The 22,935-nt window shown below is 72.6% G+C and carries 18 protein-coding genes; 4 read left to right on the forward strand and 14 right to left on the reverse strand.

Translation table 11 applies throughout. The annotated features are described in order from the left end of the window. Window positions 1–48: 48 nt before the first annotated feature. The 10 genes from B351_RS18040 to B351_RS0112270 form a co-directional block, all read right to left on the reverse strand. Window positions 49–432, reverse strand: coding sequence for a GyrI-like domain-containing protein (locus tag B351_RS18040; RefSeq protein ID WP_019399324.1), 384 nt, complete (start codon window positions 430–432; stop codon window positions 49–51). Beyond that, entirely contained in the window at window positions 432–650 is a 219-nt protein-coding gene (locus tag B351_RS18045; protein ID WP_232207932.1) for a hypothetical protein, read from the reverse strand. The genes B351_RS18040 and B351_RS18045 overlap by 1 nt, the downstream gene beginning before the upstream one ends. 19 nt (window positions 651–669) lie before the next feature. Next, window positions 670–1,281: a YbhB/YbcL family Raf kinase inhibitor-like protein gene (locus B351_RS0112235; RefSeq protein WP_019399325.1), complete on the reverse strand. Its 612-nt coding sequence runs from the start codon at window positions 1,279–1,281 to the stop codon at window positions 670–672. A gap of 73 nt (window positions 1,282–1,354) precedes the next feature. Then, complete coding sequence (locus tag B351_RS0112240; protein WP_019399326.1) at window positions 1,355–2,350, reverse strand: alpha/beta fold hydrolase; 996 nt, start codon at window positions 2,348–2,350, stop codon at window positions 1,355–1,357. A gap of 78 nt (window positions 2,351–2,428) precedes the next feature. After that, a complete protein-coding gene (locus B351_RS0112245) occupies window positions 2,429–3,238 on the reverse strand; it encodes a 1-acyl-sn-glycerol-3-phosphate acyltransferase (RefSeq protein WP_019399327.1) in 810 nt (269 codons plus the stop codon). 73 nt (window positions 3,239–3,311) lie between these two features. Further along, window positions 3,312–3,755 (reverse strand): hotdog fold thioesterase, encoded by a 444-nt coding sequence (locus tag B351_RS0112250; protein ID WP_019399328.1) that lies wholly within the window; start codon window positions 3,753–3,755, stop codon window positions 3,312–3,314. A gap of 45 nt (window positions 3,756–3,800) precedes the next feature. Then, window positions 3,801–5,765 (reverse strand): phospholipase D family protein, encoded by a 1,965-nt coding sequence (locus B351_RS0112255; RefSeq protein WP_019399329.1) that lies wholly within the window; start codon window positions 5,763–5,765, stop codon window positions 3,801–3,803. Next, complete coding sequence (locus B351_RS0112260) at window positions 5,762–6,361, reverse strand: YceI family protein (protein ID WP_019399330.1); 600 nt, start codon at window positions 6,359–6,361, stop codon at window positions 5,762–5,764. Before B351_RS0112260 ends, B351_RS0112255 begins: the two co-directional genes overlap by 4 nt. A gap of 4 nt (window positions 6,362–6,365) precedes the next feature. After that, a complete protein-coding gene (locus B351_RS0112265; protein ID WP_019399331.1) occupies window positions 6,366–6,842 on the reverse strand; it encodes a histidine phosphatase family protein in 477 nt (158 codons plus the stop codon). Between the two features lie 25 nt (window positions 6,843–6,867). Beyond that, window positions 6,868–7,497 carry a ParA family protein gene (locus tag B351_RS0112270; protein ID WP_019399332.1) on the reverse strand — a complete coding sequence of 210 codons (630 nt, stop codon included), beginning with the start codon at window positions 7,495–7,497 and terminating at the stop codon, window positions 6,868–6,870. Window positions 7,498–7,606: 109 nt separating this feature from the next. Between B351_RS0112270 and B351_RS0112275 the strand changes: the two genes are divergently transcribed. After that, window positions 7,607–9,091, forward strand: coding sequence for an AAA family ATPase (locus B351_RS0112275; protein WP_019399333.1), 1,485 nt, complete (start codon window positions 7,607–7,609; stop codon window positions 9,089–9,091). Between the two features lie 172 nt (window positions 9,092–9,263). After that, window positions 9,264–11,399: a M48 family metallopeptidase gene (locus B351_RS0112280; protein WP_019399334.1), complete on the forward strand. Its 2,136-nt coding sequence runs from the start codon at window positions 9,264–9,266 to the stop codon at window positions 11,397–11,399. A 43-nt stretch (window positions 11,400–11,442) separates the two neighbouring features. Here the strand turns inward: B351_RS0112280 and B351_RS0112285 are convergent, their stop codons facing one another. Further along, window positions 11,443–12,360, reverse strand: a complete 918-nt coding sequence (locus tag B351_RS0112285; protein WP_026010672.1) for an AEC family transporter — start codon at window positions 12,358–12,360, stop codon at window positions 11,443–11,445. A gap of 232 nt (window positions 12,361–12,592) precedes the next feature. On the opposite strand from B351_RS0112285, the gene B351_RS0112290 reads away from it, so the two are divergent. Continuing rightward, window positions 12,593–16,339 carry an indolepyruvate ferredoxin oxidoreductase family protein gene (locus B351_RS0112290; protein WP_019399336.1) on the forward strand — a complete coding sequence of 1,249 codons (3,747 nt, stop codon included), beginning with the start codon at window positions 12,593–12,595 and terminating at the stop codon, window positions 16,337–16,339. Window positions 16,340–16,355: 16 nt separating this feature from the next. On the opposite strand, the gene B351_RS0112295 is transcribed toward B351_RS0112290, so the two are convergent. The 3 genes from B351_RS0112295 to B351_RS0112305 form a co-directional block, all read right to left on the reverse strand. Beyond that, the gene (locus B351_RS0112295) at window positions 16,356–17,423 is read right to left on the reverse strand and encodes a LacI family DNA-binding transcriptional regulator (RefSeq protein WP_019399337.1); all 1,068 of its coding nucleotides are present in this window, start codon (window positions 17,421–17,423) and stop codon (window positions 16,356–16,358) included. After that, window positions 17,420–18,985 (reverse strand): sodium/sugar symporter, encoded by a 1,566-nt coding sequence (locus B351_RS0112300; RefSeq protein WP_019399338.1) that lies wholly within the window; start codon window positions 18,983–18,985, stop codon window positions 17,420–17,422. Before B351_RS0112300 ends, B351_RS0112295 begins: the two co-directional genes overlap by 4 nt. A gap of 383 nt (window positions 18,986–19,368) precedes the next feature. Next, window positions 19,369–21,957 carry a glycoside hydrolase family 3 protein gene (locus B351_RS0112305; protein WP_019399339.1) on the reverse strand — a complete coding sequence of 863 codons (2,589 nt, stop codon included), beginning with the start codon at window positions 21,955–21,957 and terminating at the stop codon, window positions 19,369–19,371. Between the two features lie 404 nt (window positions 21,958–22,361). Here B351_RS0112305 and B351_RS0112310 point away from each other — a divergent pair, with 404 nt between their 5' ends. Beyond that, window positions 22,362–22,877, forward strand: coding sequence for a cytochrome c5 family protein (locus tag B351_RS0112310; protein ID WP_019399340.1), 516 nt, complete (start codon window positions 22,362–22,364; stop codon window positions 22,875–22,877). Window positions 22,878–22,935 lie beyond the last annotated feature (58 nt).

Below are 22,935 nucleotides of genomic sequence, written 5' to 3' on the forward strand. Positions count from 1 at the left end.
GCGGCAGCCGCCCGCGGCCGGACACGCCGCCGCGGCCGGCATGGCGGCTCATGCCATCGGCTGGCGCAGCAGGGTCTTCAGCTTCTCCGGCCGGCTGCGGCGCGGATCGCCGAGGTAGATCTCGTGGTGGCGCCCGCGCAGCGCCGAACGCTCGCGGATCCAGGCGTGCAGGCGGGCGATGGCCAGCCCCTCGTCCCGGTACGGACCGACGTGCAGCAGCTGCGCGCAACGCCCTTCGGCGAAGCTCTCCAGGCGCAGCCGCCGCAGCGCCGGCAGCGCCTTCTTCGCGCGCACGCCGGCCACCGCTTCGGCGACCAGGTCCGCGTCCGCCTCCGGCGGCTGCATGATCATCGCGGTCCATTGCCAGGCAGCGCGGTCGCCGCGGACGAAGCTGGACAGGTCGTCCGACCACCACAGCGCCTCCAGCGGCATCACCACGTAGTCCAGCGCCGCCGCCGCTTCAGCGCGAACTTCACCGCGTAGGCCACGGCGTACAGCGCCTCCACGGCCTCGCGCCAGGCCGGCGCGGTGTCCGGGTCGCCGCGGCCGTCGACCATCAGGAAGCCGGACGCGGGCACGTCCAGCTCGACGATGCCCGGGGCCGGCCGGTACAGCGGCCCCAGGCTGCGCTTGAGGTCGATCTTCTCCACCCCGGCGCCGCGCGCAGGCTCAGCCCAGGCGGCTGTTGAGGGTGTAGGTGCCGTGCACCGCAGCCTCGGCCAGCACATGGCCCTGCATCGCCCGCAGCGCGTCGGCGGCGGTGAAGCGGTCGGGGACGTCCAGCCGCGGCACGTCCAGGGCGAACAGGCGGAAGAAATAGCGGTGCACGCGGGCGTCGTTGAATGGCGGGTACGGGCCGTCGTAGCCGTAGTAGTCGCCGCCCATGTGCGCGTCGCCGGCGAACCAGCCGGTGTAGTCGTTCAGCCCCTGGCGCGCGCCTTCCGGGCCCGGCGGCTGGCGCTTGCCGCCGCGGGTCGGGCGGTCGCTGCAGCTGCCGGCCTCGATCGCCACCACCGCCGGGGCGATGTCGACCATGGCCCAGTGCACGAACTCGGTGCGCGGCTGCTCCACCGGGATCTCCATGTCCTCGCGACCCACGGTCTCCGGCACGGTCGGCGCGTCCGGGTCGATGCACAGCAGCACCAGCGAGCGGGTGCCCTCCGGCACCCCGTCCCAGGCCAGGTGCGGGTTGCGGTTGCCGCCAAAGCCGTCGATCGCGCCCAGCGCGAATTCGGCGGCGATCGGGCCGCCGGCGGGGAAACTGTCGCTCCAGATGCGCATGTGTCTGCGTCCCTGTGGTGGTGGGCCACAGCGTAGCCGAGGCCGCGCCGGCGCGGACCGGAAGGCGCGGGGCTCAGCCGGCCGGCAGTGCCGCGCACAGGCGTTCAGCCACCCAGCGCTCGGCGAAACCGTCGCCGTTGAGGCTCTCCAGGAACGCGCAGTGGCCGCCCCAGGACGCCACCTCCAGCCGCGCGCAGGCCGGCAGCTGCCAGTCCTGGAAATGGTCGATCGGGATCACCGGGTCGTCGCGCGACATCAGGATGTCGGCCGGCACGTCCAGCGCGGCCAGGCGCCGGCCGGCGATCGAATAGCTGTCGAAGTAGGCCTCGACCGAGCCGAAGCCGGCGTGGCGCTGAGCCAGCCAGCCCATCAGCCCGCGCATGTCCAGGCGCAGGGTGGCGTCGTCGTAGCCGTAGCGGTCCGGGAACAGTTCGCGCTTGCGCAGCAGCGAACTGCGCCACTTGCGCCGGAAGTACCAGTCGTAGATCTGCGGCGCGCGTTCCATGTGGTCCATGGTCCTGGCCGGGTCCACCAGCGGGCAGACCGCGGCGATGTGGCGCAGCGGCAGCCCCGCCACCGCCGCGCGCAGGCCCAGGCGCAGGGCGAAGTTGCCGCCCAGCGAGTAGCCGGCCACCACCAGGTCGCGCACCCGCAGCCGCGCCACCATGTCGGCGGCCGCGTGCACCACCTCGTCCAAGCAGTTGGAGTGGAACAGGTCCTCGTTGAGGTGGTGGGTGCCGCCGTGGTCGCGGAAGTTCAGGCGGAACACTTCCAGCCCGCAGCCGAGCAGGCGCGCGGCGGCCATGCGCATGTACCCGGACTCGGCGCTGCCTTCCCAGCCATGCAGCAGCAGGGCCATGCCGCGCGGTTGCACGCCCGGCACCCGGCTGTGCCAGCCCTGCAGGCGCACGCCGTTGCCGCCGTCCAGGATCAGTTCGCGGGTCTGGGCGCCGCTGGCGGCCAGCGCGCGCAGGCCGCGGTGGCGGCGCAGGGCGCTGGAGCCCAGCACCGACTGCACGTGCGGATTGCGCAGCAGGCGCGGCGGCTGGAAGTCGGCGGCGGTCAGCATCCGGGGGAGCGGGACTTGCAGTTTCACCGGCAATCATTCGCCGGACGACGCGGACGGCGCAAGTGCCCGGCGCCCGGATCAGCGTTCCATCACCGCCACGATGCGTTCGCGCGACAACTCGGCCAGGCGGCGGCGCCCCTCGACCTGGCCCGGCGCGATCGGCTCGAGGAAATGCACCTCGGCGCGCCGCGCCGGTTCGCCCAGCAGGCGCAGGAAGTTGGCCACGAAGCTCTCGCGCGGACCGAACGCCACCACCGTCTGCGCGTCACCGCGCTCGCCGTAGCGCAGCGCCACCGGCTGCACCGGCACGCCGGCCTCGACCGCGGCCTGGAAGATGCGCGCGTGGAACGGGCCGACCGCGCTGCCGTCGCGGGTGCGCCCTTCCGGGAACACGCCGACCGCGCGGCCCTGGCGCAGGCGCTCGAGCATCACCGCGATCACCCCGGCCAGCGAGTCGGTGTTGCCGCGCTGGTGGTAGATGGTCTGGCCCAGGGTGGCCAGCCAGCCGACCACCGGCCAGCCGGCGATCTCGCGCTTGGCGACGAAGCCCATCATGCGCTGGCTGTGCAGCATCTCGATGTCGACCCAGCTGACGTGGTTGGCCACGAACAGCACCGGCCCCGGCAGCGGCTGGCCGATCCGCACCAGGCGGAAGCCGAACACCCACATCAGCCCGCCCGACCAGGCGCGCACCGCGCGGTCGCCCAGGGTCTCGCCGCCCCAGCGCAGGCGCGCCAGCGGCGTGACCTGGCACAGCACGGTCAGCGGCAGCGGCAGCAGCAGGTGCAGCAGCAGCAGCGGGACGCGGTAGAGGTAGCGGAACAGGCGGGCAACGCCGGATCCGGGCCGGGCACGGCGCCGGGCGGCTCGTGGGGGAGCGTGGTCCATAGGACGCGCACGATACCGGATGCGGCGCCCGGTTGGGGATGGGCGCCGGCTTTGCCGCGGCGACGGCGCCGGATCAGGCCGCGCCGGCCTGCGGCGCGGCCACCGCGACCACCGCCAGGGTCAGGCGCGAGACGCAGGCCGGGCGCCCGCGTCCGTCCTCGATGCGGATGTCCCAGACCTGGGTGCTGCGGCCCACGTGCACCGCCTTCGCGGTGCCGGTGACCACGCCCTCGCGCACCGCGCGCAGGTGGTTGGCGTTGATCTCCAGGCCCACCGCCTGCTGCACGCGGGTGTCCAGGCACAGGTTGCCGGCGCTGCTGCCCAGGGTCTCGGCCAGCACCACCGAGGCGCCGCCGTGGAGCAGGCCGTACGGCTGGCGGGTGAAGCCCGCCACCGGCATGGTCGCCTGCAGCCAGTCGTCGCCGGCGGCGGTGAACACGATGCCCAGGTGCTCGATCAGGGTGCCGCGGCTGAGGCGGTTGAGTTCGTCCAGGTCGACCGGACCACGGAACACCATCGGTGCTGCTCCTGCGCGGAAGGGGCGGCGATTATCGCCGCCGGCTCAGAGGATCGGCACCAGGCCGGCACCGAAGGCGGTCAGCATGCGGGTCAGGATCGAGCGCGGGCCGAGGCTGACCTCGGGGAAGTCGCCGACCGCCACGTAGCACTGGTGGAAGCGCGGGTCGCGCCGCGGCAGCGGCCGCGGGCACTCCGGGCCGGGCTGGAACACGTAGTTGGTGGCGTAGCGCCACGGCCACAGGTCCAGTACCGGCGACTTCTCCAGCACCTTGTTCATGCTGTAGTTGAGCCCGGACAGCACCGGCGGCCGCGCGCGCGGGGCCACGGTCCAGGAGTTCCCGGGGGCGATGTCGCGCTCGATGCTGGCGGCCAGGGCGCCGGCGAAGGCCGGGTCCTCGATCACCACCACGCCCTCGGTGTTGTAGGTCTCGCTGCGCGGGTCGAAGTTGTGGGTGCCGATCACCGCGATGCGGCGGTCGATCACCATCGACTTGGCGTGCAGGCCCATGCGCGGGCGCTTGCCCTGGGCGCGCACCGGCACCGGGCGGTTGGCCGGGTGGCTGGTGCTCAGCAGCGAGGGCCGGCTCTCGGTGCGCAGCTTGTCGCGCACCTGCCGGCGGTCGTCGTCGGCGCGGCCGCGCCCGCCGCCGGAGCCGGAGACCGCGCCGGGCAGTTCGCTGCGCGGCACCGAAGGATCCTGCGTCTCGGCGTCGCCCGGCTGCCAGGCGCCCAGCGCCGGGTCCACCGGCGGGTCCTCGGGGAACGGCCGGTACTCGTAGATGTCGAAGCCCAGCTCGCGCACGTTGCGGCGCTTGTACTTGTAGCTGAGCGCGTAGACGATCGCGTTGTCGGTGGCCGCCAGGCTGTTGGTCGAGGCCACCACCCGCGGTGGCCGCTCGCGCTGGCGCAGCTGGCGGAAGATCTCCACCGCGCTGTCGGACAGCACCAGGTACGGGGTCTGCAGCAGCACTTCCTCGCGTGCCTGCGCCAGCAGCCCGGCCAGCCCGGAGGCGCCGCTGACCCGGCTCTCGCCCTCGCGGTGCTTCTTCGGCACGTCGGCCAGGTACTCCACCGGGCCCACCGCCATCGCGCGCCGGGCCAGGCGCTCCTCCACCAGCCCGGCGTCGGCCGCCGCCTGGCGCATCCGCTCCACCCGTTCCGGGCGCGCCGGCGTGGCCGGCGGCATCTCCGGCACGCCGGAGGACAGCAGCAGCCGGGCCACGTCGTCCAGCCGCTCCACCGGCACGCTGCGGCGGTCGTTCCAGTAGGCGGCGAAGTTGCGCTGCATCTCGCGCACCACCGGCCCGGCCACCAGCACGTCGCGGTCGCGGAAGTTGTACTGGCTGTCCCAGTCGTAGTAGTCGTCCTGGTAGTTGCGCCCGCCGGAGATGCCGACCGCGTCGTCGATCACCAGCAGCTTGTTGTGCATGCGCTGGTTGAAGCGGCGGAAGCAGCAGATCACGCTGGCCGCGTAGTGCAGGTAGTTGGGCTTGGCGCGGCCGAAGGTCGGGTTGTAGATGCGCAGCTCCAGGTTCTGGTGCGCGCCGGCCAGGGCGGCCAGGATGCGGAGGTCGGCGATCGCCGAGAGCTGGTCGATCAGCACCCGCACCTTGACCCCGCGGCGGGCCGCGGCCAGCAGTTCGTCCAGCACCAGGCGCGCGCTGTCGTCCTTGTCGAAGATGTAGGTCTGCAGGTCGATGCGGCGGGTGGCGCTGCGCATCAGGTTGATCCGCGCCAGCAGCGCCTCGCCGCCCTCGTCCAGGATCAGCGCGCGGTGCCGGGTGCGGCCGTCGGGCGCGCTGGCGGTCTCGGCGAAGGCCTCGCCGGCCAGTTCGCGCAGCGGCGAGGGGGCGGCGCAGCGGTCGGCGCGCTCGCAGTCCAGCTGCGCGTCGCGCCCGGCCACCGCCACCGCCGCGGCCTGCTCGCGCAGCTGCGGGCTCAGGGTGCTGCAGGCGCTGGCCGCCAGCGCCAGCAACGCGGCCAGCAGTGGCCGGGTCCAGGCCCTCACCGCGGCCCCGCCTCGCGCAGGCGCACCTGCATGGTGAAGCGCACCCGCTCGGACAGCACCAGCTGCCAGTCGCCCATGCCGTAGTCGCTGCGCACGATGTCGCCCTCCACCTGCACCGCGCAGTCCAGGCCGGGACGGGCGCAGGGCGCCGGCTGCACCTCCAGCACCTCGCCGCGGGTCGCGCCGCGCAGGGTCAGGCGCCCGTGCAGGCGGCCGCCGCGGGCCAGCGCGTCCGGCGGGAAGGGGTCGGAGACGAATTCCATCCAAGGGTACCGCAGGGTGTCGAAGAAGGCCTCGCCGCGCATCCAGCCGGTGTAGCGCGGCTTGCCCGGGATCTCGGCGGAGGCGGTGGAAATCCGCAAGCGTACCCGGTGGCGGCCGTCGGGCAAGAGGTCGACCAGGCCCTCGTAGCGCGGGAACTGGCCGCGCAGGCGCTGGCCGACGCGGGTGCGCACCTCGAATTCCAGCCGGCTGTGGACGGTATCCAGCTCGTACAGCGTCACCGCCGGCGCGGCGACGGCGGCCGGCTCCTGCACCGCCGCCGCGGCGAGCGCGGGCCACAACGCCAGGGCCAGCAACCAGCGCGGGTACCGCATCCGCTCAAGGCCACCAGAATGCGGTCAGGCGGCCCACGCCCGGTTCCACTGGCTGCGCGGTCGGCAGCGACAGCACCGCCAGCCCGGCCGGGGGCATGCCGCGGTATTCGTCCGAACGGCCGCTGTCGAGCAGGGCCACCAGCCGCTCCAGGCCCGGGTTGTGGCCGACCAGCATCAGCCGCTCCACCTCCTGCTGCTCGTCCAGCAGGCCGATCAGGGTGCCGGGGGTGGCCTCGTAGATCGATCCTTCCAGGCGCTGCTCGGCGTAGCCGGTGACCGCCAGCACCGCTTCCAGGGTTTCGCGCGCGCGCCGCGCCGGCGAGCACAGCACGCGGTCCGGCAGCAGGCCGTGCGCCAGCAGCCAGCGCCCGGCGGCCTCGGCCTCGGCCAGGCCGTGGGCCGACAGCGGGCGGTCGATGTCGGCCTGGCCGGGGGCCCCGGGTTCGGCATGGGCATGGCGCAGCAGGATCAGTTCACGCACGGGATGTCCTCGCGGAGGCGGGAGGTCAGGCCTGGTCCAGCCACTGCAGCAGTGGCTCCCAGTCGCCCTGGTGGTCGCGCACCTGCGCGGAGTGGTAGTCGAACAGGCTGCGGCCCAGGCCCACCAGCACGGTGTAGGCCTGGGTGTCGCGCAGCTGCGCCACCAGCGGATAGGGCCAATCGGACAGCATCTGCACCGCCTGCTGGCTGGTGTTGGTCCACGGCTTGCTGCGGTTGAGCACCAGCCCCACCGGAAGGCGCCGGGCGTGGACCCGCGGCACCTTGGCCAGGGTGTTGAGGAAGGCCACGGTGGCCTCGATGTCCAGCGCCGAGGGCTGCAGCGGCACCACCACCGCGTCGGCGCGTTCCAGGAAGCGCTCCAGGTCGGCGGCCAGGGCGCCGGCGGCGGCGTCGACCACCACCAGGTCGGCGTCGGCCGGCAGCCGCTCCCAGCCGCGGCGGGTGCTGGCGTCCACCGGCAGCACGGCGCTGTCCAGGGCGGCGCGGCGCTGCGCCCAGCGGGTGGCCGATCCCTGCGGGTCGGCGTCGGCCAGGACCGTCCGCCGGCCCTGCAGTGCCGCGTGCGCCGCCAGATGGGTGGCGATCGTGGTCTTGCCCACGCCGCCCTTGGACCCGGCCACCAGGATCGTCTTCATCCGCCGCTTGCTCCCATTGGGCTGGCCGCAGGTTACACCGCCCCCGGTGGAGGCGGTAGGAAGCCCGGCGGGTTGCTATCTTTCCCCGCCTCCCCGACACGGACGTGCCATGAGCCAGCTGCAGGACCTGACCGCCCTGATCCGCGCCAACACGCCGCTGGTGGTGGTCGAGACCCGCGACGAGGACCGGGTGGTGGAGCTGTTCCGGCAGTCGCTGCTGCACGTGTGGCGGGCCCTGCACCGCTGGACCATCACCGAGGGCCTGCGCCGCCTGGACCTGGACCGCGAGGATCCGCCGCAGGGCCCGCCGGACGCCTCCTCGGTGCTGCGCGCGATCCAGGAGGCCGACCAGCGCGGCATCTACCTGCTGCTCGACTTCCACCCCTACCTGGGCTACGCCAGCCACCAGCGCCTGCTGCGCGACATCCTCCAGCGCCGCCACTGCCAGCCGCACGTGATCGTGCTGGTCGGGGCGAAGGTGGAACTGCCGCCGGAACTGGAAGCCATGGCGGTGCGCTTCACCCCGCGCCTGCCGGACGCGGCGGCGCTGCTGAAGCTGGTGCGCGAGGAGGCGGAGGCCTACGCCCGCGAGAATGGCGGGCGCCGGGTGGAGGTCGAGGCCGAGGCGGTGCAGCAGATCGTGCGCCACCTGCAGGGGCTGGACCTGCACGACGCCCGCCGCATCGCCCGCCAGCTGATCCACGCCGACGGTGCGCTCACCGCCTCGGACCTGCCGCAGCTGGCCAGGCTGAAGTTCGAACTGCTCAACCGCAGCGGCCACCTGCACTACGAATACGACGCGGCGGCCATGGACGAAGTCGCCGGCGCGCGCCGGCTCAAGCGCTGGGTGCAGCTGCGCCAGGCCGCGTTCGCCGGCAGCCCGCCGCCGGGGCTGGAGCCGCCGCGCGGGATCCTGTTGCTGGGCGTGCAGGGCTGCGGCAAGTCGCTGCTGGCCAAGGCCATCGCCGGCGGCTTCGGGGTGCCGCTGCTGCGCCTGGACTTCGGCACCCTGTACGCCAAGTACCACGGCGAGACCGAACAGAACCTGCGCACGGCGCTGGCCTCGGCCGACCAGCTGGCGCCGTGCGTGCTGTGGATCGACGAGATCGAGAAGGGCGTGGCCGCCGACTCCGGCGATGGCGACGGCGGCGTCTCGCGCCGGGTACTGGGCTACCTGCTGACCTGGATGGCCGAGCGCAAGGCGCCGGTGTTCCTGGTGGCCACCGCCAACCAGGTCCAGCACCTGCCGGCCGAGCTGCTGCGCAAGGGCCGCTTCGACGAGATCTTCTTCGTCGACCTGCCCGACCCCTCCACCCGGGTGGAACTGCTGCGCATCCACCTGGCCGCGCGCGGGCTGCAGCCGCAGGGCTTCAACCTGTCGGCGCTGGCGGCCGCGGCCGAGGGCTTCTCCGGCGCAGAGCTCGAGCAGGCCATCGTCTCCGGCCTGTATGCCGCTCACGCCGAGCAGCGTCCGCTGGACACCACCCTGCTGATGGACGAGATCCGCGCCACCCGCCCGCTGTCGGTGCTGATGGCCGAGCAGGTCCGCGCGCTGCGCGAATGGGCCCTGCCGCGCACCGTGCCGGCGGACTGAGCCGCGCCGCCGGTTCGCGCCGCGCCGCGCGCTTGGCTATGCTCGGGCGCGGCGGCCAGGGGGGCCAGGCCGCCGCAGCCGAACCATGGAACAGGTCCGCGGGCAAGGGAAGACGCCCGTGGCGGCGCGGCTGGCATGCATGCGCCCTGCCATCGCAAGGAGGCCTGGCACGATGTCCTCGATTCCCGCCGGCAACGCCGTAGCGCCCACCACGCAGCTGCGCCAGCTGCGTCCCGGTTCGATCCCGCGCCCGCCGCGCAAGCCGCTGTACGACCTGCTGCTGTGGCTGGTGGCGGTGCTGTCCTGCCTGATACCCCTGGCCTACCTGGGCCTGGTCGCCGGGCTGGCCTGGCTGGGCGTGCACTACTACCTGGAGTGGGCCCCGCGCAGCGGCCACGGCATGCTGCGCCTGGTCGGCTGGACCGCGCCGGGCTTCATCATCGGCGTGCTGGTGGTGTTCCTGCTCAAGCCGTTCTTCGCCCCGCGCACCCGCGCCCCGGAACCGGTACGCCTGGAACCGGAACAGGACCCCGGCTTCACCGCCGCGGTGCACGCGCTGTGCGCGGCCATCGGCATCCGTCCGCCGCGCGCGATCCACCTCACCCACCAGGTCAACGCCTGGGTGCAGTTCGTGCCCGGCCCGGCCGGCCTGCTCGGCGGCGCGCGCACCCTCACCATCGGCCTGCCGCTGGTGGCGGGCATGAGCGCGCGCGAGCTGGTCGGGGTGCTGGCCCACGAGTTCGGCCACTTCGCCCAGCGCGGCGGCATGCGCGCGGCGCACCTGATCAACCGGGTGAACTACTGGCTGGAGTCGCGCGCCTACCAGGACGATGCCTGGGATGGGCGCCTGCGGCGCTGGCTGGAGGACGAGGAAATGGGCGGCATCGTCCACCTCACCTGCCTGGCGACCCTGGCCTGCCTGTGGGCCACGCGCCTGCTGCTGCGCGGGATGTTCCAGCTCAGCTTCCGCATGAGCCGGCGGCTGTCCCAGGAAATGGAGTTCGATGCCGACCGCTACGAGGCCACGGTCGCCGGCAGCGAGGCCTTCGCCGCGACCGCGCTGCGCATGCGCGCGCTGGAACATGCCTGGCACGAGGTCGACCGGCTCAACCGCAAGGCCTGGGGCGAAGGCCGCCTGGTCGACGACCTGCCCGGCGCCACCGCCCAGCGCCTGCAGCAGTGGGGCAGGCAGGACTGGGAATCGGTCGAGGCCCAGTTGCAGTCCGACGACACCACGCGCTACTGGGATTCGCATCCGGCCGACCAGGCCCGGATCGCGAACGCGCAGGCGCTGCAGGCGCCGGGCATCTTCCGCGACGACCGTCCCGCCGCCGCGCTGTTCGCCGACTTCCCCGCGCTGTGCCGCCAGGTCACCGCCCACTACTACGCCGGCATGGAGCTGGACTACGGCCCGCGCCAGCTGATCGGCGCGGCCGAGCTGCTCGGCCGCGGCCGCCTGGCCGACGCCACCGCCGCGGCCTGGCAGCGCTACACCAACGGCATGCTCGGCAGCGTGCCGCTGCTGGACCCGGCCGAAGCCGGCCTGCTGCCGGCGGCGGCCTTCGACTGGCAGGGCAGCGTGGACGAACTGCGCCGCCTCGGCCCGGAAGCGACCGGCCTGTGGCAGCGCCTGGACCGCCTGCGCGAGCGCGCCGACGCCCTGGCGCTGTGGATCGCCCTGCTCGACCAGGAAGAAGACTTCGTGATGCCCGACGGCAGCCCGCCCGACCCCGGCGCGCTGCGCGCCGAATACGGCGCCTGCGTGGCCGCGGATACCCCGGACCTGCACCTGGCCCGGCGCATCCTGGCGGTGTTCGCGCGGCGCCTGCGGCACGCGGTGGACACCCTGGACGGCGCGGCCCGCGACGAGGCCGAGGCGCGCCTGGCGCTGCTGGCCAGGATGCACGCGCACTGGCCGGAGCTGGCGCGCACCCTGCAGGAGGCGCGGGTGTGCATGCGCATGCACGCCGGCATGGGCAGCGGCGACGAAGTGCTGCGGCCGCGCGTGCATGCGCGCGCCGAGCGCTGCCGCGAGCAGGTGGGCGCCCTGCTCGGCAGGCTCGACGACGCCGTCCCCGGCAGCGGGCAGCCGCTGGGCCAGCTGCTGCTCAAGCGCTGCGGCCACTACTCCAGCGCCGGCGCCGACCCGTTCGCGTTTGCGCGCGCCGTGCTGCCACTGGAGGACGCGTTCCTGGACCTGTACCGGCAGCAGCTGGCGGCGCTGGTGGAAACCGCCGATTTGGCCGAACGCACCCACGGCATCCGCCCGATCCGGCTGTTCGCGGCGCCGGCGGCGGTCGAAGCCTGAGCCCGGCGCGCGCGGCGCGGCGGCGATGCCCCGCCGCGCCGCCTCAGCCGTGGAACCGGCCCAGCAGCCAGACCCAGGCCGGCAACGTGGCCAGGCACACGACGATGCCGTAGCCGACCAGGGCCGCGCACAGCCGCGGTGCCAGGCCATGGGCCATGGCCAGCGCCGCGGCCGAGACCATGGTCGGCATCGCCGATTCGAGCACGTTGGCACGCAGCATCAGCGGCGGCATGCCGAACAGCAGCGACAGCGGCAGGGCGATGGCCGGCATCACCAGCAGCTTCAGTGACAGCCCCGCAAGCAGCGGGCCCAGTTCCTCGCGCGGCAGGCGCAGACGGATCGACAGGCCCACCGCCAGCATTACCAGCGGCAGCATGGCGTCGGCCAGCCGCTGCAGCCCGGCGCCGATCCAGTGCGGCGGCTCGGCCGGCATCAGGGTCAGGCCCAGCAGCAGCGCCCAGGCCGGGGGGAAGCGCGCGATCCGCAGCGCCACCTGGCGCGGGCCCGGCGGCGCGTCGCCGCTGTAGCGCGCGCACACGTACAGGCCCAGGGTGGACAGCATCACGAAGGTGCCGAACTGGTCGTACACCACCGCGTACTGCACCGCGCTCTCGCCCAGCAGCGCGCGCACCATCGGATAGCCGAGGAAGCTGGTGTTGCCCAGGCCCACGCACAGCAGCAGCACCGCGTACTGCTCGCGGCCGAACTTCCACAGGCGCGCGGCCAGGCCCACCAGCAGCCAGGTCGCGCCCATCAGCAGCCAGGGCGTGAGCGCCATGCCCAGCAGCGACCATTGCAGGTGCAGGCGCGGCACGTACAGCAGCACCGCGGCGGGCAGGCAGACGTAGAGCACCACCAGGTTGAGCACCTCGGACGCATTGTCCGGCAGCAGGGTGGTGCGGCCCATGGCCATGCCGAGGGCGAGCATGGCCAGGATCAGTGCGAATGCGTCCAATGCCATGGCGTGCCTCAGCGGCTCCCGGCATCGGCAGGGTGGCAATCCGGATCGGTTCCGGCTTGCGCATGCATGCGGTTCATCGGGGAAAGCGGGATGTGGGGGGCGCCTATTGTCCCACTTCGTGGCCGCCGCGGCACGGGTTCGCGCCGCAGTGTGTCATGCCCGTCCATGCGCGCTTGTTTATGATGTTGCGCTACAGCCGGGCGCCCGGCCCAGCCCACGCTCCAGGCCTGTCATGACCAGCACCGCCGAACTGACTTCGCCCGCGTCCGCCGACCAGCCCGGGCTCGCCACCTTCGACGCCGACTACACCCTGGAACACCGCTACACGCGCCGCGACGGCCGCGTCTACCTCAGCGGCGTGCAGGCGCTGGTACGCCTGCCGCTGATGCAGCAGCTGCGCGACGCGGCGGCCGGGCTCGACACCGCCGGCTTCATCAGCGGCTACCGCGGCAGCCCGCTGGGCGGCTTCGACCTGGAACTGTGGCGCGCGCGCAAGCACCTGGAAGCGGCCAAGGTGCGCTTCCAGCCGGGCCTCAACGAGGACCTGGGCGCGACCATGGTCTGGGGCACGCAGCAGACCAACCTGTTCCCCGGGGCGAAGGTCGATGGCGTGTACGCCATGTGGTACGGCAAGGGCCCGGGCGTGGACCGCTGCGGCGACGTGTTCAAGCACGGCAACGCCGCCGGCACCTCCAGGCATGGCGGCGTGCTGGCGCTGGCCGCCGACGACCATGCCTGCCGCAGCTCGACCCTGCCGCACGGCAGCGAGGACGAGTTCGTCAGCGCGATGATGCCGGTGCTCAACCCGGCCGGGGTGCAGGACATCCTCGACCTGGGCCTGGTCGGCTGGGCGATGAGCCGCTACACGGGGCGCTGGATCGGCTTCAAGACCATCGCCGAGACGGTGGAATCCTCCGCCTCGGTGGACGTGGACCCGTTCGCGCGCCGGATCGTGCTGCCGGAGGATTTCGAGCTGCCGCCGGGCGGACTCAACATCCGCTGGCCCGATCCGCCGCTGGACCAGGAGATGCGCCTGCACCGCTACGCGGTGCGCGCGGCGCAGGCCTTCGCCCGCGCCAACCGGGTCGACCGCATCGTGCTGGACTCGCCGCGCGCGCGGCTGGGCATCGTCACCACCGGCAAGAGCTACCTGGACGTGCTGCAGGCGCTGGAATACCTGGGCCTGGACGAGGAAGCCTGCCGCGACATCGGCATCCGCGTGTACAAGGTCGGCATGACCTGGCCGCTGGAGCCGCAGGGCATCGCCGCCTTCGCCCGCGGGCTGGAGGACATCGTCGTGGTGGAGGAAAAGCGGGCCTTCATCGAGCGGCAGATGAAGGAGCAGTTCTACAACTGGCCGGAGGCCTGGGGCCGGCGCCCGAGCATCGTCGGCAAGTACGACGAGGCCGGGGAGTGGATCCTGCCGTCCACCGGCGAGCTGACCCCGGCCACCATCGCCGGGGTGATCGGCCGCCGCATCCAGCGCTTTTTCACGACCGAATCCATCGAGCAGCGCCTGCGCTGGATGGAGGAGAAGGAGGCGGAGATGGCGCTGCCGCGCGCGCAGTTCCCGCGCGTGCCGCACTACTGTTCCGGCTGCCCGCACAACACCAGCACACGCGTGCCGGAAGGCTCGCGCGCGCTGGCGGGCATCGGCTGCCATTACATGGTCACCTGGATGGACCGCTCCACCGACACCTTCACCCACATGGGTGGCGAAGGCGTCACCTGGGCGGGCCAGGCGCCGTTCACCGAGACCGAGCACGTGTTCCAGAACCTCGGCGACGGTACCTACTTCCACAGCGGCTCGCTGGCGATCCGCCAGGCCGTCGCCGCGAAGGTGAACATCACCTACAAGATCCTCTACAACGACGCGGTGGCCATGACCGGCGGCCAGCCGGTGGACGGCACCCTGACGGTGCCGGACATCGCCTGGCAGATGCGCGCCGAGGGCATCGACACCATCGTGGTGGTCAGCGACGACATCTCGCGCTGGCACAGGCGCGAACTGTTCCCGCCGGGCGTGGAGTTCCACGACCGCAAGGAACTGGACGAAGTGCAGCGGCGCCTGCGCCAGGTCAAGGGCGTGTCGATCTTGATCTACGACCAGACCTGCGCCACCGAGAAGCGCCGCCGGCGCAAGCGCGGCAAGCTCGAGGACCCGCCGAAGCGGGTGATGGTCAACACCCTGGTGTGCGAGGGCTGCGGCGACTGCGGGCAGAAGAGCTTCTGCGTGTCGGTGCTGCCGCAGGAGACCGAGTTCGGGCGCAAGCGCCAGATCGACCAGTCCAACTGCAACAAGGACTACAGCTGCGTCGAGGGCTTCTGCCCCAGCTTCGTCACCGTGCATGGCGGCCGCCCGCGCAAGGGCCCGCGCGCGGAGGCCGCGGCCCTGCTCGACAACCTGCCCGCGCCGCAGCCGCGTACCGACCTGGAGCGGCCCTGGAACATCCTGATCACCGGCGTCGGCGGCACCGGCGTGGTGACCATCGGCGCGCTGCTGGGCATGGCCGGCCACCTGGAAGGCAAGGGCGCGACCGTGCTCGACCAGACCGGCCTGGCGCAGAAGGGCGGCGCGGTCACCACCCACGTGCGCCTGGCGCGCCGGCCGGCCGACATCCATGCCGTGCGCATCGCCGCCGGCGAGGCCGACCTGGTGCTGGGCTGCGACATGGTCGTGGTCAACGACTACTGGGCGCTGTCCAAGGTCCGCGCCGAGCGCTCGGAAGTGGTGCTCAACACCTACGAGGCCATGCCCGGCAGCTTCACCACCCAGCCTGACCTGCACTTCCCCGCGGCCGAGATCATCGCCGGAGTGAGGCTGGCCCTGGGCGGGCGCGAGCCGCGCCTGCTCGACGCCACCCAGCTGGCCACCGCGCTGCTGGGCGACGCCATCGCCACCAACCTGTTCATGCTCGGCCATGCCTGGCAGCTGGGCCTGGTGCCGCTGTCCGAGGGTGCGCTGATGCGCGCGATCGAGCTCAACGGCGCGGCGGTGGAGATGAACAAGCAGGCCTTCGCCTGGGGCCGCCTGGCCGCGGTCGACCCGGATGCGGTGGCGCGCGCCGCCGGCCTGGTGTCCAACCCGGTGACCGCCAGCGAGGGCATCGCCGACGACCTGCAGGTGCTGCCGCCGGGCGACTGGGAAGGCAGCGAATGGGGCAGCACCAGCGCGCCGCGCCCGGCCAGCGGCGGGCGCGAATGGCGCGGCCTGCCGGCCTCGGCGGCCGATGCCGCCGGCAGCGGCCAGGCTTGGCCGCTGGATGCGGCCTCCGGCAACGTCGCGCCGCTGCCCCTGGACGACCTGCGCCTGTCGCGCAGCCTGGAGGAACTGGTCGAGCGCCGCCGCGTGTTCCTCACCGCCTACCAGGACCGCGCCTATGCCGCGCGCTACACCGCGCTGGTGGAGAAGGTGCGCGCGGTCGAGCAGGAACGCGTGCCCGGCTCCACCGCGCTGACCGAGGCGGTGGCGCGCTACGCGTTCAAGCTGATGGCCTACAAGGACGAGTACGAGGTCGCACGCCTGTACACCGGCGGCCACTTCCAGCGCCGCCTGCAGCAGCAGTTCGAGGGCGACTACCGCCTGCATTTCCACCTCGCCCCGCCGCTGCTGGCGAAGAAGGACGAGCACGGCCGCCTGGTCAAGCGCGAGTACGGGCCGTGGGTGTTCACCGCGTTCCGCTGGCTGGCGAAGCTGAAGTTCCTGCGCGGCACCGCGTTCGATCCGTTCGGCCGCACCGCCGAGCGGCGCAAGGAGCGGCAGCTGGTGGAGGACTACTTCGCCACCATCGAGCGCCTGCTGCCGAAGCTGGACGCCGGCAACGTCGGCCTGGCCGCGCAGATCGCCTCCATTCCGGACCAGATCCGCGGCTACGGCCACGTCAAGGAAGCGCACCTGCACGCGGCCAAGGCCCGCGAAGCCGAGCTGCTGCGGCAGTGGGACGATCCGCTGCGGATCGTGGTGCGCGAGGCCGCCTGAGCGCGGCGGACCGGCCTCAGTCGGGCGGGGCCGGCCCGGTGGAATCGCGCAGCTGCAGCGCGTAGGGCATGTGCACCATGCTGCCGGCGCCGCGGTCGCGGATCGCCGCCAGCAGCTGCATGGTCGCCACCTGGGCCATGTCCCGGGTCGGCTGCTGCACCGTGGTCAGCTGCGGGAAGATGTGCTTGGCGATGGGCGTGTTGTCGAAGCCGCAGACCGAGACCTGGGCAGGCACCCGCAGGCCCATCTCGCTGGCCGCGCGCATCACGCCGGCGGCCATGTCGTCGTTGGCGGCGAAGATCGCGGTGGGCCGCGGCTGCAGCGACAGCAGGCGGCGTCCCGCTTCCAGCCCGGAATCGAACGAGAACTCGCCCGGCACCACCAGTTCCGGGTCGTAGCGCAGGCCGGCGCGGCGCAGCGCGGTGCGGTAGCCGGCCAGGCGCCACTCGCTGGCGCCGTGGTCCGGATGCCCGCGCACGTGGCCGATGCGGCGGTGGCCCAGCGCCACCAGGTGCGCCACCAGCTCGCACACCGCGTCGTGCTCGTCCAGGGTCACGCCGATGCGGCCCTCGCGCTTGTACGGGGAAATGCAGGCGAACGGGATGCCGCGCTGGTCCAGGCGGTCCAGCAGGGCGTCGCTGTCGGTCAGTGGCGGGGTCAGGATCAACCCGTCCAGGCGCGCGCCGGACAGCAGCGCGTCCACCGCCTCCACGCAGCCCGGCGCCCGGTGCGCCACCGGCTGCATGACCATGCCGTAGTGGTGCGCCTCGCAGGCATCGACCACGCCGGTGACCACCTCCATCAGGTAGTTCGGCGAGGGATTGTCGTAAAGCAGCGCCACCAGGTAGGAGCGGTTGCCGGCCAGGCTGCGCGCGGACGGGTCCGGTCGGTAGTTGAGCGCCGCCACCGCCTCGCGCACGCGCAGCCGGGTGGCCTCGCGCACGCCCGGCTCGTTGTTGAGCACGCGCGAGACGGTCTTCATCGAGACGCCGGCCGCGGCGGCCACGTCCTCGATCCGGGCCCGCGCCGGGACCGGTCCCGGGCGCGGGTCCTGCTGCCGTCCGTCGTGCGCTCCCGCGTTCACCAGAAGGTCGCGTACAGCGCCACCAGGATGGCGACCACGCCGAGGGCGCCGATGTTGAACCCGGCGGTGGTCGAATAGTCCACGTCGTCGGTGCGGATCAGGTCGCTGCCCTCGCGCTGCGCCGCGGTGGCAAGCGATACGCCCACCGCCAGCGCCAGCGCCAGCAGGAACACCAGGCCGACGCGGTCGATGAACGGCAGCCCCGGCCAGGCCAGCTTGAGCACGATCGACAGCACGAACGAGCCGATCGCCGCGGCCAGCGCGCCGGCCTGGTTGGCGCGCTTCCAGAACAGGCCCAGCACGAAGATCACCACGATGCCCGGGGTGAAGAAGCCGGTGTATTCCTGGATGTACTGGAAGGCCTGGTCGAAGCTGCCCAGCAGCGGCTTGGCGGTGAGGATGCCGATGAGCACCGAAAGCGCGGCGGCGATGCGCCCCACCCGCACCAGCTTCGGCTGGCCGGCGTCCGGGCGCATCTTGGCGTAGAAGTCCAGGGTGAAGATGGTCGCCACCGAATTGATCTTCGACGCCAGCGAGGCCACGATCGCCGCCACCAGCGCGGCGAACACCAGGCCGAGGATGCCGCTGGGCAGCAGTCGCATCATCGTCGGATAGGCCTGGTCGGGCCGGTCCAGGGACGGCGCCAGCACCACCGCGGCGATGCCCGGCAGCACCACGATCACCGGCATCAGCAGCTTCAGGAACGCGGCGAACAGCACGCCCTTCTGCGCTTCCTTCAGGTCCTTGGCCGCCAGCGCGCGCTGGATGATGTACTGGTTGAAGCCCCAGTAGCTGACGTTCATGATCCACATGCCGCCGACCAGCACGCTGATGCCGGGCAGGTCCTTGTAGAACGGGTTGTCCGGACCGAGGATCATCTCGAAGTGGCCCGGGTGCGCGTCCCACAGGCGCTGGAAGCCGGCGAGGATGCCCTCGCCGCCGCCGATCTGCGACAGGGTCAGGCCGGTCACCATCAGGCCGCCGAGCACCAGCAGGGTGACCTGCACGATGTCGGTCAGCGCCACCGCCTTCAGCCCGCCGTACAGCTGGTACACCAGCGCGAACACGCCGATCAGCACCACCGCGGTCATCTGGTCGATGCCGGTGACCTGGTTCACCGCGATCGCGCCCAGCCACAGGATCGAGGTGATGTTCACGAACACGTACAGGCCCAGCCAGAACACGGCCATGAGCGTGCGGATGCGGGTGCCGTACCGTTCCTCGAGGAACTGCGGCATGGTGTAGATCCTGTTGCGCAGGAACACCGGCAGGAAGAACTTGCCGACGATCAGCAGCGTGGCGGCGGCCATCCATTCGTAGGAGGCGATCGCCAGGCCCAGCGCGTAGCCGGAGCCGGACATGCCGATGATCTGTTCGGCGGAGATGTTGGCCGCGATCAGCGAAGCGCCGATGGCCCACCATGGCAGGGACTTGCTGGCCAGGAAGTAGTCGGAGGCCGACTTCTGGTGGCCGGCTTTCTCGCGCGAAACCAGCTGCGCGAGGATGAAGATGCCGGCCAGGTAGGCGAGCACGATGGCGATGTCCAGCGTCGCGAGTTCCACTCCGGTTCCTCCAGATCCATTGGGCTGGCGGCGGCTGGCCGCCGTATTGCGCAGCTCCGGCGCGGAAGGTGGAACCGGGGCCACCGGCGGATCGCCGGCATCCTCCGGGCCGCGTACGCCCTGGTGCGCGGACCGGCCCTCCCCTCGACGCCTGACAGCGCTGTCTTATCGGTGGCCGCGGCAGCGCTGTCAAACGCGCCACCGTGCGGGCCTGGCGGCTGCCCGCGGCCGCCGCGGCGGGGCGCATGGTTGCTTGGGCCAGGCCATGCGCAGGGCGCCGCGGCCACTGCGTTGCAGCAAAGTTTTGCGCGAAACATCGGCCCCGGCTGCCCGCCGGTGGCCGCGTGCGGGGCCGGTGCCAGGCACCGGCCCCGGGTGTCGCCTTACTCGCCGCGCGGGCAGTCGACGATGTGCTCGGCCTCGCTGACCGCGCCGATCGCCACGCGCGAGATCGACAGCGTGGTCGCCGCGTCACTGTGCAGGCGCGCCAGCACGTCCAGCGCGGACACGTCGGCGCCGGCGTGGGCCAGGCACTTCAGCGGCACGCCCAGCGTGGTCCACTGCCCGGCCGGCAGCTTCGCCAGCGCCTCACGCAACGCCACCGGCCGGCCCTGGCCGGCGCTGAGGCCGACGTTGCCGGCAGCCGGCACCTGGTCCGGACGCAGGGTCAGCACCAGCAGCAGGTCGCCGTTGGTCTCGCGCGACAGGTCCACGGCCGGCTCGGCGTAGACCGAGACCGTGGCCGGGGTCGTGCCGGACCAGGCGAGGCGGCGCGAGTCCTCCTGGCGCTCGTGGTCGACCGCGGTGACGCGGATGCTGTCGTCGTGCAGGCCGGCCGGCACCGTGGTGATCTGGGCGGTGTGGTTCTGCGCGTTCTCCACGCGCATGGCCAGGCCCGGGGCCAGCATGGCGTTGGCGAAGTACACGCCCGGGGCGGCGTGCAGGCCGTCGATGCCGGAGTCCTCCGGCAGCGGGTCCAGGTCGCCCTTGTCGGCGTAGGTCAGGCCGTGGCCGAACGGGAACAGCGCCTTGTAGTCCGGCGAGCGCACGTTGCCCTCGGCCGCCTGCGCCGGCCAGGAGAAGCTCAGCTTGCCCTTGAAGTCGTGGTTGACGCTGCCGTCGGGCTTGCGCAGCAGCACGTCGGCCACGCCCGCGCCTTCCGAACCCGGCAGCCAGGCGACCACGAAGGCGTCGGCGGCGTTGATCTCGCGGTTCATCCACAGCGGGCGGCCGGTGAGGAACACCGCCACCACCGGGATGCCGTCGGCCTTCAGGCGCTTGATCAGCTCCAGGTCGGCGTCGTTGCCCGGCTTGTACAGCAGGTTGGCGATGTCGCCCTGGAACTCGGCGTACGGCTCTTCGCCGAACACCACCACGGCCACGTCGGGCTTGGCCTTGTACTTGCCGTCCACCGCCAGCTCGGCGCTGCCGCCGGCGGCCTTGACCGCGCGCTGCAGGCCGTCCCAGATGGTGTCGGCGTTGGGGAAGTCGGCGCGGGTGGTGCCGGAGCCCTGCCAGGTGAGGGTCCAGCCGCCGGCCTGCTTGGCCATGTTGTCGGCGCCGTCGCCAGCCACCAGGATGCGCTGCTTCGGCGACAGCGGCAGCAGGCCGCCCTGGTTCTTCAGCAGCACCAGCGACTCGCGCACCGCCTGGCGCGCGACCTCGCGGTGCTCGGCCGCGCCCAGCAGCTCGAACTTGCCGCCCAGCGCGCGCTGCGAGGGCTTGGGCTTGTCGAACAGGCCCATCAGGAACTTCACCCGCAGGATCCGGCGCACGGCGTCGTCCAGCCGCTCCATCGGCAGGATGCCGTCCTTGACCGCGGCCAGGGTGGATTCGTACATGCCCTTCCAGCTGTCCGGGGCCATGGCCATGTCCAGGCCGGCGGCGAAGGTGGCCGGGCAGTTGTCGTTGCTGCAGCCCTTGACCTGGCCGTGGCCGTTCCAGTCGCCGACCACGAAGCCGTTGAAGTTGAAGCGGCCCTTGAGCACGTCGGTCAGCAGCGGCTTGTGCCCGTGCAGCTTGGTGCCGTGGTAGCTGTTGAACGAGGCCATCACCGCCTGCGCGCCGGCGTTGATCGCGGTGACGTAGCCGGCGGCGTGGATGTCGCGCAGCTCGGCCTCGCTGGCCAGGTTGTCGCCCTGGTCGCGGCCCTTGCTGGTGCCGCCATCGCCGAGGAAGTGCTTGACCGAGACCATCACGTGGCGGTCGTCCAGGAAGTCCGGCGCGCCGGCCTTGCCCTGCAGGCCTTCCACCATGGCGCGGGCGAACTGCGCCACCAGCTCCGGGTTCTCCGAGTAGCCCTCGTAGGCGCGGCCCCAGCGCACGTCCTGCGGCACCGCCACGGTCGGGGCGAAGGTCCACTCCATGCCGGTGGTGCGGGTCTCGATCGCGGTGATCTCGCCGATCCGGCGCTGCAGCTCGACGTTGCGGGTCGCGCCCAGGCCGACGTTGTGCGGGAACAGGGTGGCGCCGACCACGTTGCTCTGGCCGTGCATGGCGTCGATGCCCCAGATGACCGGGATCGCCTTGCCACCGCCGGAGGTATCCATCGACGCCTCCCAGAAAGCGTCGGCCAGCTTCAGCCACTCCTCCGGCCTGGCGTTGTACTTGCCGCCCGGGTCGGAGCTGCCGCCGGCGAGGATCGAGCCGAGGCGGTACTTGCGCACGTCGTCCGGGGTGATCGAGGCGATGTCGCCCTGGATGATCTGGCCGACCTTCTCCTCCACGGTCATGCTGGCCATCAGCGCGTCGATCTTCTGCTCGACCTCCGCGTCGGCCTGCAGCGGCCACTCGACCTGCGGCCAGTTCTCCGGGTTGATGCTGCCGTCGGCGGCGGCCGCGGTGGCGGCCGGAGCGCCGGCGTCGGCCTCGCTCTTGCCGCAGCCAGCCAGCAGGGCCAGGGCCAGCGCCGTGGCCAGTGTGGTACCGATGCGGACGCCCGGCGCGCGCGCGCCGGCAAGCTTGCTACTCAAGGTGCTTCCTCCCTGGTGACGTTATCTGGGCCCCGGACGGCAACCGCCCTCCGGAAGGGCTGGACCGGTCGGCGCAGAGGCTCCGGCCAAACTGTCAGCGCTGTCAATTCGCGCGGCAGCAAGCCGCGACGGGCGCGGCGGCGGCGGCGGCCCGGCCCCGGCGCGCATCCGCGCCGGGGCTGCGCAACCCCGCGTCCGCAGGGCGATTCGCGCCGGGCCGGCGGTGTCCGGGGGCAGTTGCCGGGGTTACCGCTTCCTGCTGCGGCGCAGCAGGAAATTGCGACACAGGGCCGCCTGCGGGCCATCCGGCGGCCCCCTGCGGGGCGCCGCGCTTCCGAAGCCGGCGCGTCCGTCCCTATAATCGGCCAGCTGCGGCCCCGGGCCGCTCGCCAATAGGACGCGAAGTGCGCAACTACGACCTGGAATTCCTGAAGCGTTTCTCGATGGTGCTGGGCATGCTGGCCCTGATCACCCTCGGCCTGATCCTGCTGGCTTCCCACCTGCACGGCCGCATCCCGCCGGAGGTTTCGCCCTCGGCCGCCGCCCGCACCCAGGAGCGCATCGCGCCGGTCGGCGCGGTCTACGCCGGCGACACCGGCGCCGCCGCCCAGGCCGCCGCCGCCGCGGCTGCCGCGGCCGCCGCCGCCTCGCAGGTCGCCTACGGCGGCACCACCGACGGTTCGGTGATCTTCCAGAACCTGTGCGGCGCCTGCCACAGCGGCGGCGTCGGCGGTGCCCCGACCCTGTCCCAGGGCGCGTGGGCCTCGCGCATCGCCCAGGGCAAGGACACGCTGTACAAGCACGCCATCGAGGGCTTCACCGGCAGCGCCGGCGTGATGCCCCCCAAGGGCGGCAACCCCGCGCTGACCGACGAGCAGGTCCAGGCCACGGTCGACTGGATGCTCGACAACCTCAAGTAAGCGCAGCACGCGAACCACCAAGGACGCCGCCCCCGGGCGGCGTCCTCGTTTGCGGCCC

It is taken from the genome of Pseudoxanthomonas sp. GW2, assembly GCF_000283075.1.
Taxonomy (GTDB): Bacteria; Pseudomonadota; Gammaproteobacteria; order Xanthomonadales; family Xanthomonadaceae; genus Pseudoxanthomonas.